20 protein-coding genes are annotated in these 19611 nt (G+C 63.5%); 15 read left to right on the top strand and 5 right to left on the bottom strand.

The annotated features are described in order from the left end of the window. Window positions 1-5: 5 nt before the first annotated feature. The gene (locus AC4BBN_RS13975; protein ID WP_490592572.1) at window positions 6-1277 is read right to left on the bottom strand and encodes an RsmB/NOP family class I SAM-dependent RNA methyltransferase; all 1272 of its coding nucleotides are present in this window, start codon (window positions 1275-1277) and stop codon (window positions 6-8) included. A 44-nt stretch (window positions 1278-1321) separates the two neighbouring features. Between AC4BBN_RS13975 and AC4BBN_RS13970 the strand changes: the two genes are divergently transcribed. Continuing rightward, entirely contained in the window at window positions 1322-1573 is a 252-nt protein-coding gene (locus AC4BBN_RS13970; RefSeq protein WP_490592571.1) for a DUF1653 domain-containing protein, read from the top strand. Here the strand turns inward: AC4BBN_RS13970 and AC4BBN_RS13965 are convergent. Both AC4BBN_RS13965 and AC4BBN_RS13960 read right to left on the bottom strand, forming a co-directional pair. Next, window positions 1561-2538 (bottom strand): ATP-binding protein, encoded by a 978-nt coding sequence (locus AC4BBN_RS13965; protein WP_490592570.1) that lies wholly within the window; start codon window positions 2536-2538, stop codon window positions 1561-1563. The two genes, AC4BBN_RS13970 and AC4BBN_RS13965, sit on opposite strands and share 13 nt — an antisense overlap. 137 nt (window positions 2539-2675) lie before the next feature. After that, complete coding sequence (locus AC4BBN_RS13960) at window positions 2676-3416, bottom strand: response regulator (protein ID WP_490592569.1); 741 nt, start codon at window positions 3414-3416, stop codon at window positions 2676-2678. 219 nt (window positions 3417-3635) lie between these two features. Here AC4BBN_RS13960 and AC4BBN_RS13955 point away from each other — a divergent pair, with 219 nt between their 5' ends. Then, window positions 3636-4577 carry an EF-hand domain-containing protein gene (locus tag AC4BBN_RS13955; RefSeq protein ID WP_490592568.1) on the top strand — a complete coding sequence of 314 codons (942 nt, stop codon included), beginning with the start codon at window positions 3636-3638 and terminating at the stop codon, window positions 4575-4577. A 36-nt stretch (window positions 4578-4613) separates the two neighbouring features. Here the strand turns inward: AC4BBN_RS13955 and purN are convergent, their stop codons facing one another. Continuing rightward, on the bottom strand, window positions 4614-5207 hold the full coding sequence (gene purN / locus AC4BBN_RS13950; RefSeq protein WP_490592567.1) for a phosphoribosylglycinamide formyltransferase: 594 nt from the start codon (window positions 5205-5207) through the stop codon (window positions 4614-4616). Here purN and AC4BBN_RS13945 point away from each other — a divergent pair. Then, window positions 5206-5868 (top strand): YceH family protein, encoded by a 663-nt coding sequence (locus tag AC4BBN_RS13945; protein WP_490592879.1) that lies wholly within the window; start codon window positions 5206-5208, stop codon window positions 5866-5868. The genes purN and AC4BBN_RS13945 overlap by 2 nt on opposite strands. Window positions 5869-5877: 9 nt before the next feature. Here the strand turns inward: AC4BBN_RS13945 and AC4BBN_RS13940 are convergent, their stop codons facing one another. Continuing rightward, window positions 5878-6435: an HNH endonuclease gene (locus AC4BBN_RS13940; RefSeq protein WP_490592566.1), complete on the bottom strand. Its 558-nt coding sequence runs from the start codon at window positions 6433-6435 to the stop codon at window positions 5878-5880. A 176-nt stretch (window positions 6436-6611) separates the two neighbouring features. Between AC4BBN_RS13940 and AC4BBN_RS13935 the strand changes: the two genes are divergently transcribed. The 12 genes from AC4BBN_RS13935 (at window position 6612) to AC4BBN_RS13880 (ending at window position 19600) form a co-directional block, all read left to right on the top strand. Continuing rightward, window positions 6612-7649 (top strand): bifunctional riboflavin kinase/FAD synthetase, encoded by a 1038-nt coding sequence (locus AC4BBN_RS13935; RefSeq protein ID WP_490592565.1) that lies wholly within the window; start codon window positions 6612-6614, stop codon window positions 7647-7649. Window positions 7650-7744: 95 nt separating this feature from the next. Then, a complete protein-coding gene (gene ileS, locus AC4BBN_RS13930; RefSeq protein WP_490592564.1) occupies window positions 7745-10567 on the top strand; it encodes an isoleucine--tRNA ligase in 2823 nt (940 codons plus the stop codon). Next, window positions 10567-11076, top strand: a complete 510-nt coding sequence (gene lspA / locus AC4BBN_RS13925) for a signal peptidase II (protein WP_490592563.1) — start codon at window positions 10567-10569, stop codon at window positions 11074-11076. The genes ileS and lspA overlap by 1 nt, the downstream gene beginning before the upstream one ends. Before the next feature lie 125 nt (window positions 11077-11201). Next, window positions 11202-12209, top strand: coding sequence for a LacI family DNA-binding transcriptional regulator (locus AC4BBN_RS13920; RefSeq protein WP_490592562.1), 1008 nt, complete (start codon window positions 11202-11204; stop codon window positions 12207-12209). 37 nt (window positions 12210-12246) lie between these two features. After that, window positions 12247-13257 carry an ABC transporter substrate-binding protein gene (locus AC4BBN_RS13915; RefSeq protein WP_490592561.1) on the top strand — a complete coding sequence of 337 codons (1011 nt, stop codon included), beginning with the start codon at window positions 12247-12249 and terminating at the stop codon, window positions 13255-13257. Window positions 13258-13278: 21 nt separating this feature from the next. Next, window positions 13279-14088, top strand: a complete 810-nt coding sequence (locus AC4BBN_RS13910) for an ABC transporter permease subunit (protein WP_490592560.1) — start codon at window positions 13279-13281, stop codon at window positions 14086-14088. Window positions 14089-14092: 4 nt separating this feature from the next. Continuing rightward, the gene (locus tag AC4BBN_RS13905; protein WP_490592559.1) at window positions 14093-14887 is read left to right on the top strand and encodes an ABC transporter permease; all 795 of its coding nucleotides are present in this window, start codon (window positions 14093-14095) and stop codon (window positions 14885-14887) included. Window positions 14888-15021: 134 nt separating this feature from the next. Beyond that, entirely contained in the window at window positions 15022-16080 is a 1059-nt protein-coding gene (locus tag AC4BBN_RS13900) for an ABC transporter ATP-binding protein (protein WP_490592558.1), read from the top strand. Then, window positions 16077-16901 (top strand): phosphodiesterase, encoded by an 825-nt coding sequence (locus AC4BBN_RS13895; RefSeq protein ID WP_490592557.1) that lies wholly within the window; start codon window positions 16077-16079, stop codon window positions 16899-16901. The genes AC4BBN_RS13900 and AC4BBN_RS13895 overlap by 4 nt, the downstream gene beginning before the upstream one ends. Window positions 16902-17033: 132 nt before the next feature. Next, window positions 17034-17354 carry a thioredoxin family protein gene (locus AC4BBN_RS13890; protein WP_490592556.1) on the top strand — a complete coding sequence of 107 codons (321 nt, stop codon included), beginning with the start codon at window positions 17034-17036 and terminating at the stop codon, window positions 17352-17354. Window positions 17355-17556: 202 nt separating this feature from the next. After that, window positions 17557-18231 carry a response regulator transcription factor gene (locus AC4BBN_RS13885; protein ID WP_490592555.1) on the top strand — a complete coding sequence of 225 codons (675 nt, stop codon included), beginning with the start codon at window positions 17557-17559 and terminating at the stop codon, window positions 18229-18231. Next, window positions 18212-19600 (top strand): sensor histidine kinase, encoded by a 1389-nt coding sequence (locus AC4BBN_RS13880; RefSeq protein ID WP_490592554.1) that lies wholly within the window; start codon window positions 18212-18214, stop codon window positions 19598-19600. The genes AC4BBN_RS13885 and AC4BBN_RS13880 overlap by 20 nt, the downstream gene beginning before the upstream one ends. Window positions 19601-19611: the final 11 nt, after the last annotated feature.

The following is a 19611-nucleotide window of genomic DNA, read 5'->3' as shown; positions in this document are numbered from 1 at the left end:
ATGCCTTATTTTTTCTGCCAGACGGCAGCAAAAAAGCCATCTGTGCCATGACGATGCGGCCACAAACGCAGGTACTCGCCACCCGTGACCGGACCGCTGCACAGGCTGGCCGCGTTCTCAATCTTTAGATGGGTCAGCAAGTCGGCTGTTTCAAGGGGTGTGAATTCGGGATTCGCAGCCGAGAACGCCTGGGCAATCGCCTCATTTTCCTGGGGCAGGATGCTGCAGGTGGCATATACCAGGCGGCCGCCCGGCTTCAGCAAACGGGCCGCGCTTTGCAAAATCGAGGTTTGCTTGACCACCAACTCTTCCACAGCCTTGGGCGATTGGCGCCATTTCATGTCGGGGTTGCGGCGCAGCGTGCCCAGGCCGGAGCATGGTGCATCTACCAACACGCGGTCGATCTTTCCGGTCAGGCGCTTGATGCGGTCGTCACGCTCGTGGGCGATGGCGGCGGGGTGCACATTCGACAAACCGCTACGCGCCAGCCGTGGCTTGAGCGCATCCAGGCGGTGGCCCGAGGTGTCAAACGCATACAAGCGACCGGTGTTGCGCATGCTGGCGCCAATCGCCAGGGTCTTGCCACCGGCGCCGGCGCAGAAGTCCACCACCATTTCGCCACGCTTGGCATCCAGCAGCAAAGCCAGCAACTGCGAGCCTTCGTCTTGCACTTCGATCGCCCCGCGCACGAAGGCATCCACCTTGGTCAAGGCCGGCTTGTCCGTCAGACGCAAACCCCAGGGCGAATACGGCGTGGCAACCGACTGGATGCCGGCCTTGGCCAGTTCTTTCTGCACGTCGTCGCGCTTGGAGTTCAAGGCGTTGACGCGCAAATCCAGGCCGGCGCCGTGGACCAGGCTTTCCACCAGCGGCCAGAACTCGTCTTTGAGCTGCTCTTTGAGCGGCTGCACCAGCCATTCGGGCAAGTTATGGCGGTGGCGGTCCAACAGGTCTTCCTGCTTGACCTTATCGCAGTTTTCCAGCCAGGTTTTCTCTTGATCGTTCAGGGCTGCATACAGGAAATCGCGTGGACCGTGGAAGCCCAGAATCGCCATACGGCGCTGCTTGGAGCCGCTGCCCGAAGGCGCCAAGTGGTCGAACAGCAGTTTTTTGCGCAGAACCGTGTACACGGTTTCCGCCAGCGTGGCGCGTTCACGCGGGCCCAACGAGCGGTTGTCGCGGAAGAAACGCGAAACCACCGAGTCGGCGGGATGTTCAAATTGAAGCGCAAGGCGTACGAGTTCAGAACACTCGTCAAGGAAGTCTTTAGGATGCATAGCCCCGATTGTCCCACGTCCCCTTTTTTTCACGAACCCGCACCATGTCTGACGCCGATTTGCCTCCACTGCACCCCACCCCGCCGGGCCGCTACCGCCACTACAAAGGCATGCTGTACGAGGTCATCGACACGGTGCGCCACAGTGAAACTCTGGAGCCCATGACGCTGTACCGCGCACTCTATGGCGAACATGGGCTGTGGGTACGCCCGGCTGCCATGTTTTCCGAACACGTGGTGATAGACGGCACACGCCAGCCGCGTTTCACTCGATTGCCAGACGCTCAGGCCGAATGAACGGCCAGGCGCGGCAGCTGCAGCGTGGCGACCAGCCCCGCAGTGTCGCCATTACGCAGTGTCAGGCTGCCCTGGTGGCGGCGCGCGATGTCCAGCGAAATCGACAAACCTAGGCCCACGCCAGCGGTGTTGCGCCCGGATGTCTGCTGGAATCGGTAAAACGGAGCCAACACCTGGATGAGCTCAGACTCCGGCAGACCGGGCCCGGGATCGTGCACCTCGATGCAGAGCTGCTCCGGGCTGTCCACCATCTGGATATGCGCCGCACCGCCGTAGCGCACCGCGTTGTCCACCAGATTGTTCAGGCAGCGGCGCAGAGCAGATGCTTGCGCCCGCAACGGCGCTGCCGTGCCGCCACAATCCACGCGAAAGCCGCAGTCCCGCTGGTCATCGACCAGGCTTTCGACCAGGGCGGCCACGTCCAGATGCACCCAGGCCTCCTCCTGTGCGGCACCGCACAAATAGTCCAGCGTGGCAGTGATCATCTCGTCCATCTGAACGATATCGTTGCGAAAAGCATTCTTCTGGGTCGAGTCACCCAGACCCTCGGCTCGCAGGCGCAGGCGCGTCAAAGGGGTACGCAAATCATGCGATACGGCGGCGACAAAGCGGTCGCTCTCCACCAGTTGCTGGCGTATTTGCGACTGCATCTGGTTGAACAGGCGGCTGGCATCACGGCATTCCCGGGGCCCATCTTCCGGCAAAGGCGGATGGTCCAGATCCTGGCCCAGAGCCTTGGCGGCACTGGCCAGCCGCCGCACTGGGGCCGACAGCCAGCGGGCCCCAATCCATGCCGCCACCACCAGCGCAGCCAGACGCACGCTGATATCCAGCCACAGCGCGGAAGCAGGCGGCGCCATATCGCCCGGAGGGCCGGGTTGTGGTGGCGCAGACGCGGGCTGTCCAAACTCTATGAGTGGTTTGGCGCCCGGGCGCAGCACAGGGTTGGGCAACGGCGGTGCCATATGTGGGTCCCTAATGGGCGGACGCATATGTAACATCATGGCCAAAGCCAGCACATGGCCGGCCAAGACCCCCACCGATACCAACACAGCCAAACGCCCGAACAGGGTGGACGGCAACAGTCGAGAAATCAGGCGCCTCAGGACGTCCACGAAGGTTGACCCTGCACAGACTGCACGGTAAACATGTAACCAGCACCACGCACGGTTTTGATCAGCGATGGCGCGTCGGGAGATTCACTCAACTTCTGCCGCAGCCGCGACACCAGCAAATCAATGCTGCGCTCGTACGCGTCCATAGCCCGGCCTCGCGCCTGCTCCATCAGCTGCTCACGGCTGAGCAGCCTGCGTGGCATGCCCAGGAAGGCGAGCAGCAGGCGGAACTCCGCATTCGATAGCGGCACGACAAGGCCAGACGGTGAGGTCAAACGGCGTTCATGGCGCTGCAATGCCCATCCATCGAAGTACACCACGTCCCCACCCACCTCTTGCAGGATGCGGTCATGCACAGTGGCGGCCCGACGCAGCACGGTCTTGATGCGCGCCACCAACTCACGTGGCTCGAAGGGCTTGCTCATGTAGTCGTCGGCCCCCATTTCCAGACCCAGCACCCGGTCGTAAGAGTTGGTGCATGCCGTCAGCATGATGATGGGAATGCGGGATCGCTGGCGCAGCTCGCGCGTCAGCGCCAAGCCGTCCACACCGGGAAGCATCATGTCCATCACCACCAGATCAATAGGCTGTGCAGCCAGTTGCTGGCGCATGCTGGGCCCGTCGTGGGCGGTGTGCGCACAAAACTCAAAACCCGTCAGGTATTCCTGTAGCAGATTGGTAATGCCGGCATCGTCGTCCACGACCAATATTTGGCGTGAGGGGTTCATATTTCGTCCATTTCGCCGAAAAGTGTAGGGAGAGTACCCCCCCTCAAAGGCACAAACAGGCAGGTCTTTACCTTTCTTTTCCGCCTCTTAAACAAGCTTTTGTACCAACTTGGATACACGGCTGACAAACAAGCTTTACACGTGGCGCAAAAAATACAGTAGTCGCCCAAACCGCTTGCTGGGGTGGCATTCCACCCCATCCGCCCAAAGGAAACAACGATGTCCAGCATCAGCAGTGTCAGCAACAGCAGCAACGCGTGGGCCTCCAGCGGAGCAACACGCAGCGCCCCCAAAGACAAACTCTTCAGCCTGGTCGATTCAGACAAAAGCGGCGGCATAGACACCAACGAGCTGAAGACCCTGATGGAGCAGGTCACCAAGAAGACCGGTGTGGCCAACAGCAATACTGCAGCCGATCTGATGACCAAGCTGGACACCAACGGCGACGGCAGCCTGGACGGTACGGAGCTGCACAACGGCATCACCAGCATCGTGCAGCTGCCATCCACCATGGACTTCGCGCAAGCCCGCAGCGATAGCAGTAGCAGCGCCACCGGCAAGGCCGGAGACGACCTGTTCACCAAAGTTGATGCGAACAGCGACGGCAGCCTTAGCTCCAGCGAATTCACTGCACTGATGGACAAGATGTCCGCCAGCGGCGATGCAAACGCCTCGGGCAGCAGCAGCGACAAATTTGCCAGCCTGGACACCGATAGCGACGGCAAGCTGACCCAGAGCGAATTCGACGCCGGGCGTCCATCTGGCGCAGGCGGCCCCCAAGGCGCAGGCGGCCCACCTCCCGGCCCGCCGCCCACATCCAGCAGCAGCGACAGCACCACCTACGATCCGCTGGACACCAACAAGGACGGCATCGTCTCCGCAGCCGAAGCCGCCGCAGGCCAGGCCAACGGCACGACCGACACCATGCAGGCCCTGCTAAAGGCGATTGACACCGACAAGGACGGCAAGCTCAGCAACACCGAGGCCGACACCTTCGTTCAGCAGGTAGCCACTGCCGTGGACACCTTGCAAAAGTCTTCCAGCAGCACGGACAGCATTGACCTGAACCAGCTGGCGCAGCAAGTGCTCAAGCAGTACACCCAGATCGCTGCGGGCTCCGCCAGCAGCAGCACGGGCAGCACCGTCAGTCTTACGGCATAAATACGACTCCAGCGCAGGTACTAGCTGCGCTGGCAGCTATATATTTCGCAGCAAGTCCGCCACCACGCGCGGATACAGCAGATGCTCCTGCGTCAACACGCGGGCAGCCAGCAGCTGGGCCGTGTCGCCCGGCAAGATAGGCACCACCGCCTGGCCCAGGATGGGCCCGTGGTCCAGTTCGGCCGTAACCTGGTGCACAGTGGCGCCGGCGAAACGGCAACCCGCATCCAGCGCACGCTGGTAGGTATTCAGCCCGGCGAAGGCCGGCAACAAGGATGGATGGATGTTCACCAGCCGGCCCGCATAGTGCTCCACAAAACCCGGCGTCAGGATGCGCATAAAACCGGCCAGCACCACCAGGGCAGGCTGGTGGCGGTCTATCACTTGCATCAGCTGTGCGTCAAACGCGGCGCGCGGGTCGGGTGCCTCGGCAAAGGCCTTGTGCTCCACTACCTCGGCAGCCAGGCCCTGGGCGCGCGCAAAGTCCAGCCCCGCAGCCGTGGCCTTGTTGCTCACCACCGCCACGACTTGGGCGCCCAGACGCTTGGCCCAGTCGTCGCGTTGCGCGGTACGCACGATGGCCGCCATATTGGAGCCACCGCCTGAGATCAAAATAACAATATTCTTCATACTGACCGGAATTATCCCTGTGACCACCACCCTCTCGCCCAACGAAGCCCGCGTGCTTGCCACACTGATGGAAAAAGCCCGCACCGTGCCCGACAGTTACCCCATGTCACTCAGCACCCTGCTGGCCGGTTGCAACCAGAAAACCAGCCGCGACCCGATCATGACCCTGAGCGAGGCCGACATCGCCGAAGCCCTGGGCACGCTGAAAGACCTGGCCCTGGTGCGTGAATCCAGCGGTAGCCGGGTGACGCGCTTCGAGCACAACTTCCAGCGCGGCATCGGTGTGCCCGAGCAATCCAGCGTCATCCTCGGTCTGCTGATGCTGCGCGGCCCGCAAACTGCCGGCGAGCTGCGGCTGAACACCGAGCGCTGGTACAAATTTGCCGATATTTCCTCTGTCGAGGGCTTTCTGGACGAAATGCTGGAGCGCAGCGAGGAAAAAGGCGGCCCGCTGGTGGTCAAACTGGCCCGTGCGCCGGGTGAACGCGAGCAGCGCTGGGCACATCTGCTGTGCGGTCCGGTGGACATCAACGCACCCGCAGCACTTGCTGGCAGCGGCAACACCGGCCGACTGGAAGCCCGTATTGAAGCCCTGGAAGAAGAAGTGGCCCAATTAAGGGCCACGGTGCAAAAACTCTGCGCTGAGTTAGGGATCAGCTAAATCAACGGGCTAAATCAATAAACGCGACGACTTCGGCACATGGGCCATCAGAAACTCCATCTGGTCGGCCAGGATGCGGCGGTTGCGCAGGATGAAGTCCTCCCACAGGCTGGGCACATAGGGCGTGTAGAGCAGCGGCATATGCGCCTGTTCGGGCGTACGGTTGCTTTTACGGTGGTTGCAGGCGCGGCAGGCGGTGACCACGTTCATCCAAGTGTCCGCCCCCTTCTGGCCCAGGGGTTTGATGTGCTCCCGGGTCAGCACATCTTCATGGAAGCGGTCGCCGCAGTAGGCGCAGACATTGCGGTCGCGGATGAACAGCTTGGCGTTGGTCAGGCTGGGGCGCAGGTCAAAGGGGTTGATGTTGGGCACGCCACGGGTGCCGATGATGCTGTTGACGGTAATGATGGACTGCTCGCCCGTGATCGCGTTGTGTCCGCCATGGAACACTGCCACCTGCGCGCCCATCTCCCAACGCACCTCTTCGGCCGCGTAATGGACGACGGCTTGCTCCAGCGAAATCCATGACTGGGGCAACCCTTGGGCTGAGAGCTTCAAGACCTTCACAACACGCCTCCTGGATCAATAAAAGACCACTTACCGGAAATGCTAGGCAGGGCGCCAACCGGGGAGTTCACGCCTTGCATCTGTCTGCTGCGTCACAATATACATTGTTTCTATGAACATTGAGCTGACAGCGCTTATTACACGGGCGCAATACGCTATCAAAAAGATAACGATCCATGCTGGTTTTTCGCGGCTTCCACCACCCGGGCATAGCCCCCCATTGCGCGCTCACCATCGGTAATTTCGACGGTGTGCACCGTGGTCACCAGGCCATGCTGGCGCTGCTGATCAACGAAGCCCGTCACCGTGGCGTGCCCAGCTGCGTCATGACCTTCGAGCCGCACCCGCGCGACTACTTTGCCCAGGCTACGGCCCAGCCCAGTCTGGCGCCAGCCCGCATCGCCACCCTGCGCGACAAACTCACCGAACTGCACCGCTGCGGTGTGGACCAGGCGGTGGTGCTGCCGTTTGACGCGGCATTTGCGGCCCAGACCCCGCAGGCCTTCATCGACGAGGTGCTGGTGCGCGGCATGGGCGTGCGCTATGTGCTGGTGGGCGACGACTTCTGCTTTGGCGCCAAGCGCGCCGGCGACTACGCCATGCTGGACGCCGCCGGCCTTGCCCAGGGCTTTGATGTGGCGCGCATGAATAGCTACGAGGTGCACGGCCTGCGCGTGTCCAGCTCCGCCGTGCGCACCGCGCTGCAAGCCGGCCGCATGGCCGACGTCAGCCGCCTGCTGGGCCGCCCCTACAGCATCAGCGGCCACGTGGTGCATGGGCGCAAACTGGGGCGGCAGCTGGGCGAATCCGCCGCTGGCCGCAACGACGGGTTTCGTACCCTGAACCTGCGTTTCTCGCACTGGAAGCCCGCCGCCAGCGGCATCTTCGCAGTCTTGGTCCATGGCCTGGATGCCAAGCCGCTGGTCGGCGTGGCCAACCTGGGCATACGCCCCTCGCTGGACCCGAACGACGTCAACGGCGGCCGGGTGCTGCTGGAAACCCATTGCCTGGACTGGCCCGCCGCGCTGGGCCCCGAGGGGGCCTACGGTAAAATCATTCGCGTGGAACTGCTGCACAAACTGCATGACGAACTGAAATACGACAGTCTGGACGCCCTTCAAATCGGCATCGCCAAGGACTGCGATGAGGCACGCGCCTATTTCAAGACCTTGCACGCAGAAACCAGCCGCCAAACAACGCGCGACCGAATTTAGACGATCGAGTTGCTGTCAGCAGACAGCCTGCCGATCCTGCAGCCCGCATCTTTGTGTACGCCGGCTGTCTCCCTAACGTGCCATTCGAATACCCCATGACTGAATCCACCGCCCCCGACTACCGCAGCACCCTGAACCTGCCCGACACCCCCTTCCCCATGCGCGGCGACCTGCCCAAGCGCGAACCCGGCTGGGTCCAGGAATGGGAAGAAAAAGGCATCTACAAAAAGCTGCGCGATGCACGCGTCAACGCACCCAAGTTCGTGCTACACGACGGCCCACCCTATGCCAACGGCAACATCCACATCGGCCACGCCGTCAACAAGATCCTGAAGGACATGATCGTCAAGGCGCGCCAGCTCAAAGGCATGGACGCCACCTATGTGCCCGGCTGGGACTGCCACGGCCTGCCGATCGAGAACGCCATCGAGAAACTGCACGGCCGCAACCTGCCGCGCGATGAAGTGCAGGCGAAAAGCCGCGCCTTCGCCACCGAGCAGATCGCCGGCCAGATGGCCGACTTCAAGCGCCTGGGCGTGCTCGGCGAATGGGACAACCCGTACCGCACCATGGATTTCGGCAACGAAGCCAATGAGATCCGCGCACTGAAACGCATCATGGAACGCGGCTTTGTGTACCGTGGCCTGAAGCCCGTTTACTGGTGCTTCGACTGCGGCAGCTCGCTGGCCGAGTTCGAGATCGAATACGCCGACAAGAAGTCGCAAACCCTGGACGTGGGCTTTGAATGCGCCGAGCCTGAAAAGCTCGCCGCCGCCTTCGGCCTGGACAAGTTGGCCCAGCACGCCTATGCCGTGATCTGGACCACCACCGCCTGGACCATCCCGGCCAACCAGGCGCTGAACCTGAACCCCGCCCTCACCTACGCCCTGGTGCAAACCGAGCGCGGCATTCTGCTGCTGGCCGAGGACCTGGTGGAAAAAGCCATGGCTCGCTACGCGCTGAACGGCACCGTGCTGGCCACTACCCTGGGCGAAAAGCTGGCGAATATCAATTTCAAGCACCCGTTCTATGACGTAGACCCAGGCTATCAACGCTTCAGCCCCGTCTTCCTGGCCGACTACGCCACCGCCGAAGACGGCACCGGTATCGTCCACTCCTCGCCCGCTTACGGCGTAGAGGATTTCAACTCCTGCGTGGCCAACGGCATCAAGACCGACGACATCCTGAACCCGGTGCAAGGCAATGGCCGCTATGTGGATGATTTGCCGCTGTTCGGCGGGCTGAACATCTGGAAGGCTGCGCCGCTGGTCATCGAAAAGCTGCGCGAGCACGACCGCCTGTTTGCCACCGAAACCATCACCCACAGCTACCCGCATTGCTGGCGCCACAAGACGCCAGTGATCTACCGTGCTGCGGCCCAGTGGTTCATCCGCATGGACGAAGGCGTGGGCGTGTTTACCCAAGACAAGGCACCACAAACCCTGCGCAAGCTGGCCCTGGCCGCCATCGAAGAAACCAGCTTCTACCCCGAAAACGGCAAGACCCGGCTGCGCGACATGATCGCCGGCCGGCCTGACTGGTGCATCAGCCGCCAGCGCAACTGGGGCGTGCCCCTGCCCTTCTTCATCCACACCGCCACCGGCGAGCTGCACCCGCGTACCATGGACATCATGGACCAGGCCGCAGCCATGGTGCAGGCCGGCGGCGTGGAAGCCTGGAGCAAGGCCACGGCCGAATCCATCATCGGCGCCGATGCCGAAAACTACACCAAGGTGAATGACATCCTGGACGTCTGGTTCGACTCCGGCACAACCCACGAACACGTGCTGCGCGCCAGCCACAAAGAGCAATCCGCCTGGCCGGCCGACCTGTACCTGGAAGGCCATGACCAACACCGCGGCTGGTTCCACAGCTCGCTGCTGACGTCCTGCGCCATGTACGACCACGCGCCGTACAAGGGCCTGCTGACACACGGCTTCACCGTGGACGGCCGTGGCCGCAAGATGAGCAAGAGCGAAGGCAATGTGGTGGCACCGCAAGAGGTCAGCGACAAGATGGGCGCCGAGATCATCCGCCTGTGGTGCGCCTCCACCGACTATTCGGGCGACCTGGGCATCGACGCCAAGATCCTGGCCCGCGTGGTGGACACCTACCGCCGCATCCGCAACACGCTGAAGTTCCTGATGGCCAACGTCAGCGACTTTGACCCGGCAACGGACGCTGTGCCGTTTGATGAGCTGCTGGAAATCGATCGCTACGCTTTAAGCCGCGCAGCCCAGCTGCAGGCCGACATCCTGGCGCACTACGAGGTGTATGAGTTCCACCCGGTGGTCGCCAAGCTGCAGGTGTATTGCTCGGAGGATTTGGGCTCGTTCTACCTGGACGTGCTGAAAGACCGGCTCTACACCACCGCGCCCAAATCGCTGGCCCGCCGCAGCGCCCAGACCGCGCTGGCGCAGATCACCCACGCCATGCTGCGCTGGATGGCGCCCTTCCTCAGCTTCACCGCTGAAGAAGCCTGGAAGATCTTCGGCAGCAGCGAATCCATCTTCCTGGAAAGCTATGCCGAGCTGGCCGCGCCGAACGCCGAACTGCAAGCCAAGTGGAGCCGCATCCGCGAGATCCGCGACGCGGTGAACAAAGACATCGAAGTGCTGCGCGCCAATGGCGAAGTCGGTGCCTCGCTGCAAGCCAATGTGCACCTGACCGTGGCCGCTGCCGACTACGCCCTGCTGTCCAGCCTGGGCGCAGACCTGAAGTTTGTGTTCATCACATCCGCTATCAATTTGGTAGCTGGCGACGCATTTTCTATCAGCGTCAGAGCCAGTTCTGACACCAAGTGCGAGCGCTGCTGGCACTACACGCCAGACGTGGGCAGCGACGCCGCGCACCCCACCATCTGCGGCCGTTGCAGCAGCAATCTGTATGGCGCGGGTGAAGTCCGCAAGGTGGCGTAATGGCGGGTAAAGGCAAAACCACTTTCAGCAAATCCAGCGCCAGCGTGCTGCCCTGGCTGGGCCTGGCGCTGATCATCCTGATCCTGGACCAGTTCACCAAGGTGCTGATTACCGGCTACTACCAGCTGGGCGACAGCACGCCCGTGACCAGCTTCTTCAACATCGTGCGGGCCCACAACACCGGCGCGGCGTTCTCGTTTTTGCACGATGCAGGCGGCTGGCAACGCTGGTTCTTCACCGGCATCGGCGTGGCGGCGGCGCTGTTCATCGTCTGGATGCTGCGCAAGCACGCGGGGCAAAAGCTGTTCTGCTTCGCCATGGCCTGCGTGCTGGGCGGCGCCATCGGCAATGTGATCGACCGCGTGCTGCACGGCTATGTGGTGGACTTTCTGGACTTCTACTGGCGCAATATGCATTTCGCCGCCTTCAACCTGGCGGATGCAGCGATCACCCTGGGCGCGATCTGCCTGATTCTGGACGAGCTGCTGCGGGTACGGCGCGGCAAATAGTCTCCCACCCACCCCACATTGAAGCCCGCTGATGCGGGCTTTTTTGCGTCCCGCGCTTGTACGGCTGTCATCACGGCGTCACGTTTTCTTTTTCTAATGAAAACGTTTTCACACAGGACGATTTCGTGAGCATCAAGGACGTAGCGTTGCAAGCCGGGGTATCCATGGCCACCGTGTCGCGGGTTTTCAACCTGCCCGACAAGGTGAATGCCACCACGCGCGAACGGGTACTGCACATGGCGCAGACCCTGGGCTATCTACCGAACGCCAGCGCGCGCAGCCTGCGCACCCAGCGCAGCCGGGTGATTGGCGTGGTGTTGCCCACGCTGCTCAACCCGGTGTTCGCCGAGTGCCTGGACGGCATTGCCAAGGCCGCCAGCGCCGCAGGCTACGCCATCCTGCCCATCACCACCGACTACCGGCTGGAGAGCGAAGAACAAGCCGTGCAGCAGCTACTGGCCGGTAACGTGGACGGCATGCTGCTGGTGGTGTCCAACCCCGCCACATCCACCGCGCTGGCCCGGCTGCGTACCGCCAACCTCCCCTATGTGCTTGCCTACAACCAGCACCCCGACCACCCCTGCGTATCGGTGGACAGCGAACAGGCTGTGCGCGAGCTGGTGGCCCGGCTGGCCGACCTAGGGCACCGCCGCATAACGCTGATCAGCGGTCAACTGGCGGCGTCCGACCGGGCCCAGCAACGCCAGCGCGGCTTCTGGGCTGGCATGGAAGCACAGGGGCTGGACGGCACGCAGTGGCTAGAGGTGCCGTTTGTCGAAACCGCCGTGCAGGACATCCGCGCACTGCTGCAGCGCAGCCCCCGCCCCACCGCACTGGTCTGTTCGAACGACCTGCTGGCCATCCGCAGCATCCGCGCCGCGCACCTGGCCGGCCTGCGCGTGCCGCAGGACATCAGCATCACCGGCTTCGATGGCATTGCATTGGGCGAAGACCTGACGCCCATGCTCAGCACCATCACCCAACCCAATGCCGACATCGGCCGCCACGGCGTGCAACTGCTGGTGACCGCCATGGCTGCCGGCGAAGCGGTATCGCCCACCGCCAGCGTGCTGCTGGCCCATGGTTTCCGCGCTGGCGAATCCTGTGCGCCCCTGCCCTCACACATTTCCTGAATCTCTCCCCTCCCAGCAACTTTTCAACGGAGTTTTTATGCGTAAACCCATCCAAACCCTGGCGCGCGCCGCCCTGTTGGCCCTCGGCCTGGCCGGTGCCAGCGCCTTCGCCCAAAACGCCATTTGCTACAACTGCCCACCCGAATGGGCCGACTGGGCCAGCCAGATCAAGGCCATAAAGGCCAAGACCGGCGTGACCGTGCCGCCGGACAACAAGAACTCCGGCCAGTCGCTGGCACAGATGGTGGCCGAAAAGGCTAGCCCGGTGGCCGACGTGACCTACCTGGGCGTGACCTTCGCCATCCAGGCGCAAAAAGAAGGCGTGGTTGCCGCCTACAAACCCGCTGGCTGGGCCGATATTCCCGACGGCCTGAAAGACCCGCAAGGCCACTGGTTCACCATCCACTCCGGCACCATGGGTTTCATGGTGAATGTGGACGCACTCAAGGGCAAGCCGGTGCCGCAGTCCTGGGCCGACCTGCTCAAGCCCGACTACAAAGGCCTGATCGGCTATCTGGACCCGGCCTCGGCTTTTGTGGGCTACGTGGGCGCCGTGGCGGTGAACCAGGCGCGCGGTGGCACGCTGGACAACTTCGGCCCCGGCATCGACTACTTCAAGGCGCTGCAAAAGAATGAACCCATCGTGCCGAAGCAGACTGCCTATGCCCGCGTGCTGTCGGGTGAAATCGCCATCCTGCTGGACTACGACTTCAACGCCTACCGCGCCAAGTACAAAGACAAGGCCAACGTGCAGTTCGTCATCCCCGCCGAAGGCACGCTGGCCGTACCTTATGTGATGAGCCAGGTGGCGAATGCGCCACACGCCGACAACGCCCACAAGGTGCTGGACTTCGTGCTGTCCGACGAAGGCCAGGCCATTTGGGCCAACGCCTACTTGCGCCCGGTGCGCGCCACCGCCATGCCCAAGGACATCCAGGCCCGCTTCCTGCCCGCCAGCGAATACGCCCGCGCCAAAACCGTGGACTACGCCAAGATGGCCGCAGTGCAAAAAGGCTTCTCGGACCGTTACCTCAAAGACGTTCAATAAGCTGGCATAGAGGCGCTGCGCATGACTTCCCCCTCCCGCCTGCTGGGCGCCTGCGCGGCGCCGGCCGTGGCCTTCTTTGCTGCGTTCTGGCTGCTGCCGGTGGTACGCCTGTTCGCCCTGCCGGAAGACAAGGGCTGGGCCACCTATTTCGCGGTGCTGACCGACAGCCGCTACCTGCGCAGCCTGCTGAACACGCTGGGCCTGTCGCTGGCGGTCACGCTGGCCACGCTGTTGCTCGGCGGCCTGGTCGGCATTACGCTGGCGCGCCAGCGCTTCAAGGCCAAGCCCCTGCTGCTGTCGCTGCTAACGCTGCCGCTGTCCTTCCCCGGCGTGATCATCGGTTTCTTCATCATCCTGCTGGGTGGCCGCCAGGGCCTGGTGGCCGACCTGACCGAGTGGCTGGGCCTGGGCCGCACCACGTTTGCCTACGGGTTGACCGGCCTGTTCCTGGGCTATCTGTACTTCTCGCTGCCGCGCGCCATCGCCACCTACACCGCCGCCGCCAGCGCCATGGATGCGCAGCTGGAAGAGGCCGCGCGCTCGCTGGGTGCGTCCCGCTGGCGCGTTGCCAGAGATGTATGGATTCCTGAGCTAGCGCAGACAACGCTTGCGTGTGGTGCTATCGTTTTTGCTACGTCCATGGGCGCCTTCGGCACGGCCTTCACCCTGGCCAGCAAGTTTGAAGTGCTGCCCATCACGCTCTATAACGAGTTCACCAACTACGCCAACTTCGCGCTGGCCGCCAGCCTGTCGATCACGCTGGGCATCATCACCTGGCTGAGCCTGTTCCTGGCGCGCCATGCGGCCGGCCCGGCGGCAGCGGGGGCATAAAACCATGGCTCAATCCCGCCAACTCCCCTTCTTGCTGCCGGCGCTGACCGCGCTGGTCAGCGTCTTCATGCTGGCCCCCATCGCCCTGTCAGTGCTGGCCGGACTGGTCAACAACTACAGCACCGGCCTGGCCAGCGGCCTGACCCTGCGCTGGATCACCGAGGTGCTGGACGTGTACGGCGGCACCGTCAGCGCCTCGCTGCTGCTGGCCCTGCTGTGCGTGGTCGGCTGCCTGCTGCTGGGCGTGCCCTGTGCCTATGCGCTGGCGCGCAGCACATCGCGCTGGGCGCGGCTGTTTGAAGAGCTGCTGACCCTGCCGGTAGCCGTGCCCGGCCTGGCCACCGCGCTGGCGCTGATACTGGCCTACGGGCAACTCAGTAGCTTCCGGCAAAGCTTTGCCTTCATCCTGGTCGGGCACCTGGTGTTCACCCTGCCCTTCATGGTGCGTACCGTGGGCGCGGCGTTTCGCCGGCATGAACTGCTGGCGCTGGAGGAAGCCGCACGCTCGCTGGGCGCCAGCTTTGCCCAGCGCTTCATGGGCGTGCTGGTGCCTGCCGTGCTGCCCGCCATCGTGGCGGGCAGCCTGATGGTCTTCACCCTGTCGGTCGGCGAATTCAACCTGACCTGGATGCTGCACACGCCGCTGACGCGCACCCTGCCGGTGGGCCTGGCGGACAGCTATGCGTCGATGCGCATCGAGATCGGCTCGGCCTACACCCTGGTCTTTTTGCTGGTCATCCTGCCCGTGCTGTGGGGCTTGCAATGGCTCGGACACCTCCTGGAAAAACGCAATGGATAAAAACTTAGCTCTCAATGTTGGACACAGCGCCTCCCCGCTCAGAAACCCGTGGAACCGGCTTCGCCGGGCCACTGGGTTTGCCCCCTGCAAGGGGGTTGGCGAAGACATGAAATGCGTAGCCTGGGGGTATGCCAATGAAATTTGAACGCACGCGCGTCGATGTGATCGAATGCGCCAAAACCTATGCCGATGGCACACGCGGCCTGCAACCCACCACATTGGCGATCGAGCCCGGCGAAGTGCTGGCCTTACTCGGCCCCTCGGGCTGCGGCAAAACCACCTTGCTGCGCCTGATCGCCGGGCTGGAAACGCCGGACGCCGGCAGCCGCATCTTGTTCGGTGGCGAGGACGTGACAGCGCTGGCCATCGAGCGGCGCGGCATCGGCATGGTGTTCCAGCACTATGCGCTGTTCCCGCAGATGTCGGTGGCGGCCAACATCGGCTACGGCCTGCGCATACGCGGCGTGAGCGCCGATGAGCAGCGCAAAACCGTGGGCGAGCTGGTGGATCTGGTGCGCCTCAACGGTCTGGAAAACAAGCGCCCGGCCGAGCTCTCCGGCGGCCAGCGCCAACGCGTGGCCCTGGCCCGCGCGGTGGCGGTGCGCCCACGCGTGCTGCTGCTGGACGAGCCGTTGACCGCTCTCGACGCCAAGCTGAAAGAGTCGCTGCGCGACGAGCTGGCCGAGCTGCTGCGCCGCCTGCACATCACCGCCATCCACGTCACGCACGACCAGCAGGAAGCACTGGCCATCGCCGACCGCCTGGCGGTGATGCAGGCCGGCCGCATCGTGCAGGTGGGCGATGGCGAAAGCCTGTACCGCCGTCCCGGCCACCCGTTTGTGGCGAGCTTTCTGGGCCGGGTAAATACTTTGCGCCGCGACAACCCGGCGCTGCTACGCAATCTGCTGCCGTTGGGTGGCCTGCTGCTGGAATGCCCTCCCGCCCGCGCCGGCCAGACGGCACTGCTGGTGCGCCCGGAAGACATCCGCATCGGCCCGGTCCACTCCGCCACCGGCCAGGCCGTAGTGCAACGCCGTAGCTTTCTGGGCGACCGCTTGCAGCTCACGCTGACATTGGCCGACCAGGCACCGCTGCACGCCGAAGTGCCACGCGACCACCCGGCCAAGGTGGGTGACACTGTGGGCATCACCATTGCCCCAGAACGCCTGATGTCCTGCGAAGAAAACACATGACCACTCTGCTGCTGCAACTCTCCGACCTGCATATCCGCGAACCCGGCCGCCTGGCCTATGGCCGCCTGGACACCGCGCCGTGCCTGCAACAGGCGGTGGACAGCATCCTGCGCCTGCCACAGCCGCCCGACGCGGTCGTCATCACCGGCGACCTGACCGACTTCGGCCGCGCCGCGGAATACGCGCACTTGCGCAGCCTGCTGGCGCGCTTGAGCATGCCGGTGTATCTGATGCCCGGCAACCACGATGACCGCGAACAGATGCGCGCCAGCTTTGCCGAACACGGCTATCTGGGTGGCAGTGGCTTTGTGCAATTCAGCGTAGCCGTCGGCAACCTGCAGTTGGTCGCTCTCGACACGGTCGTGCCCGGCGCCAGCCACGGCAGCCTGTGCGACCAGCGCCTGCAGTGGCTGGCCGACACGCTGGACCAGCACCACGAACGCCCTGTCGTCATCGCCATGCACCACCCGCCGTTTGCCACGCTGATCGGCCATATGGACGACATCGGCCTGCTGCAAGGCGCGACTGAGCTGGAAGCGCTGGTGGCACAGCACCCGAATGTGGAACGCATCATCTGCGGCCATCTGCACCGCAGCATCCAGGTGCGCTTTGGCGGCAGCATCGCCATGACCGTGCCCTCGCCGGCCCACCAGGTGTGCCTGGACCTGGCGCCCGATGCGGCATCCGCCTGGACGCTGGAGCCGCCCGGCTTCGCGCTGCATGCGCTGGGCGATGGGGGGCAGCTGGTCAGCCACATGGTGGCCAGCGGTAAATTCGACGGGCCATACCCGTTCCATGACGGCGGCCAGTTGATCGACTGACGCAGCAACGCCCGACTGCATAGGGCATACACATGGCAGCGGCGCGGTCTATTTGCTATAAAAAATGCAGCTGCTGGTGCAGGTTTAATATGCGCTAGAGGCTTTATTTCCTTGTAAAAAGAGAGGTACACCATGGCCCACGAATACGGCCCAGAACCACCACGCGCCGAGGTGGATGCTGCGCGCGGCGCGGTGGTGCTGGAATTTGGTGACGACTACTGCAGCATCTGCAGCGCCGCCCGCCCCGCCATAGCGCAAGCGCTGGCGATGCGGCCCGATGTGCAGCACCTGAAGATTGCCGATGGACGTGGCAGGCCGCTGGGCCGATCCTTTGGCGTCAAGCTGTGGCCGACCCTGTTGTTTCTGCAGGACGGCCAGGAGGTGCAGCGGCTGGTGCGGCCCATGGCGGCAGAGCCAATTGCGCAAGCGCTGCAAGCCTTGAAAATCCAGTAGAAAATAAAATGCTATTGAATAAATAGCGCCTGGCGCAGGTTTTATAAGCGTCTGAGCCCTAAAAGCCTTGCAATTCCTGCCGTCCGGCGGCGCTGCTTTTCACAAACTTTCGTCTGGAAAGTCGGCAGTAAGAGAGGTGTACGCACAATGACCGGCATGCACAGTTCCGTCCACCCCATCCGCCGCGCTGCGTCCTGAAGCCATGGGCCGCATCGCACTCGTAGAAGACCATGAACGCCTGGCCCAGCTGGTCGTCAAGGCGCTGGCCCAGGTGGGTATTCCGGTGGACACCTTCGGCCGTGTCGATGCCGCCTGGGCAGCGCTGCGCGAGGGCGACTACGAAGCGGTAGTCATAGACCGCGGCCTGCCCGATGGAGACGGCATCGAGCTGGTACGCCGACTGCGCCAGGCCCGCCTGTCCATCCCCTGCCTGATACTGACCGCCCGCGACGCTTTGCACGACCGGGTGGACGGCCTGGAGTCCGGGGCAGACGATTATTTGACCAAGCCCTTCGCCATAGAAGAACTGGTGGCCCGCGTACGCGCCTTGACGCGCCGCCCCGCGCAGCGGCTGAACACCGTAGACAGCTTCGCCGACATCGAACTGCGGCCCGACGGCGGCATGCTGGTCTGCAGCCACGAAGTCATCACCCTGGCCCCCGCAGAGATGCAAATCATGCTGGTGCTGCTGCGCGCAGGCGGCCAAACTGTGCGGCGCAATGCGCTGGAACTGGCAGCCTGGGGCCTGACCGAAGCCGTGACTCCGAATGCACTGGACGTAGCCCTGCACCGGTTGCGCCGCAAGCTGCTGGCGATTGGCTCGGTGGTGCGCATCAGCAATACGCGGGGACATGGCTATGCGCTGGTCGAGGCATAGCTGGTTTCGCAGCCTGCGCGGCCGCTTGCTGGCCGCCTTCGCCGCAGGCGTGCTGATCGTTGTTGCGGTGCTCAGCAGCGTCTTCATGTTCATCTTTGTCTGGCAGGACGACTGGACCGCACGCCACCGCATGCTGCAGGACATCGCCACCAAAACCGCCGACCATCTGGAACGCAATGCCGACGGCAGCCCCAGCCGCATTGTGCAGCCACAAGATCTGCAATGGTTCTACGATGCGTTTCCGCGCGATATCGAGTTCCGGGTGGTGGATGCGCAAGGCCGGACGGCGCTGCGTGTGCACCCGCGTGAGCAGCTGCTGCCGGTGGACTTTCAGCGCATGCCCGTGGTGGGCGCCGCCGACCTGCAGATCAACGGCGCAGCCGTGCAGCTCGCCACGGTGCAGGTGCCAGACACCCCTGCCGGCCAGACCTATTACCTGGAGGCTGCCGCCAGCGAGCGCATCATCGCGATGGCCCAACTGGCGGCGCGCAACCCGGTGCGTGGCAGCCTGGTGTTTGCGCTGCTGGTGTCGATACCGGTGCTGATCGGGCTGATGCTGCTGGCACTGAAAAGCCTGCTGCGCCCGCTGCGCGACACATCGGATGCGGCGGCACACATTGATGCCCGCAACCTGTCGGCCCGCCTGCCCATCCAGCATGTACCCACCGAGCTGGTGCCGCTGATCCATGCCTTCAACCAAGCGCTGGAACGGCTGGAACAAGGCTTTCGCGTGCAGCAGCAATTTCTGGGGGCAGCCGCGCACGAGCTGAAGACGCCCCTGACCCTGATGCGTGGCCAGATCGAGCTGGAAGGCACGGCCGACCGCGACACGCTGCTGATGGACATTGACGTGATGGCCCGCCAGGTACACCAACTGCTGCACCTGGCCGAAGCCAGCGAGGCCCACAACTACAAGTTCGCCCCCATGGCCCCCGCCAGCGTGGCCGAGGAAGTGCTGGTATTTCTATCGCGCCTGGCCGACCGCCATAGCGTGCAGCTGGACTTGCAGCTACCGACGCAAACCCTGCTTTGGCACGGCGACAAATCAGCCCTGTTCACCCTGCTGAAAAACCTGCTGGAAAACGCAGTGCAGCACTCCCCCGTGGGCGGCGTGGTGATGCTGTCGATCGACACCACGGGCCTGAGCGTGCGTGACGAGGGCCCGGGCATTGCCAAAGAACACCAAGCCCGCATATTTGAACGTTTTTGGCGCGGCACCTACCAGCAGAAGGCTGCCCCGCAAGGTGCCGGGCTGGGCCTATCCATCTGCCAGGAAATTGCCCTGGCCCATGGCTGGCGGCTGCACATTGTGGACACCTCTTCAGGCGCCCTGTTCCGCCTGGATACACCCGATTCCCTTCACCACTGAAAGCAGACTGC

This window comes from Rhodoferax sp. SPJ21 (assembly GCF_058216335.1).
This window is presented reverse-complemented; position numbering and strand designations above follow the sequence as displayed.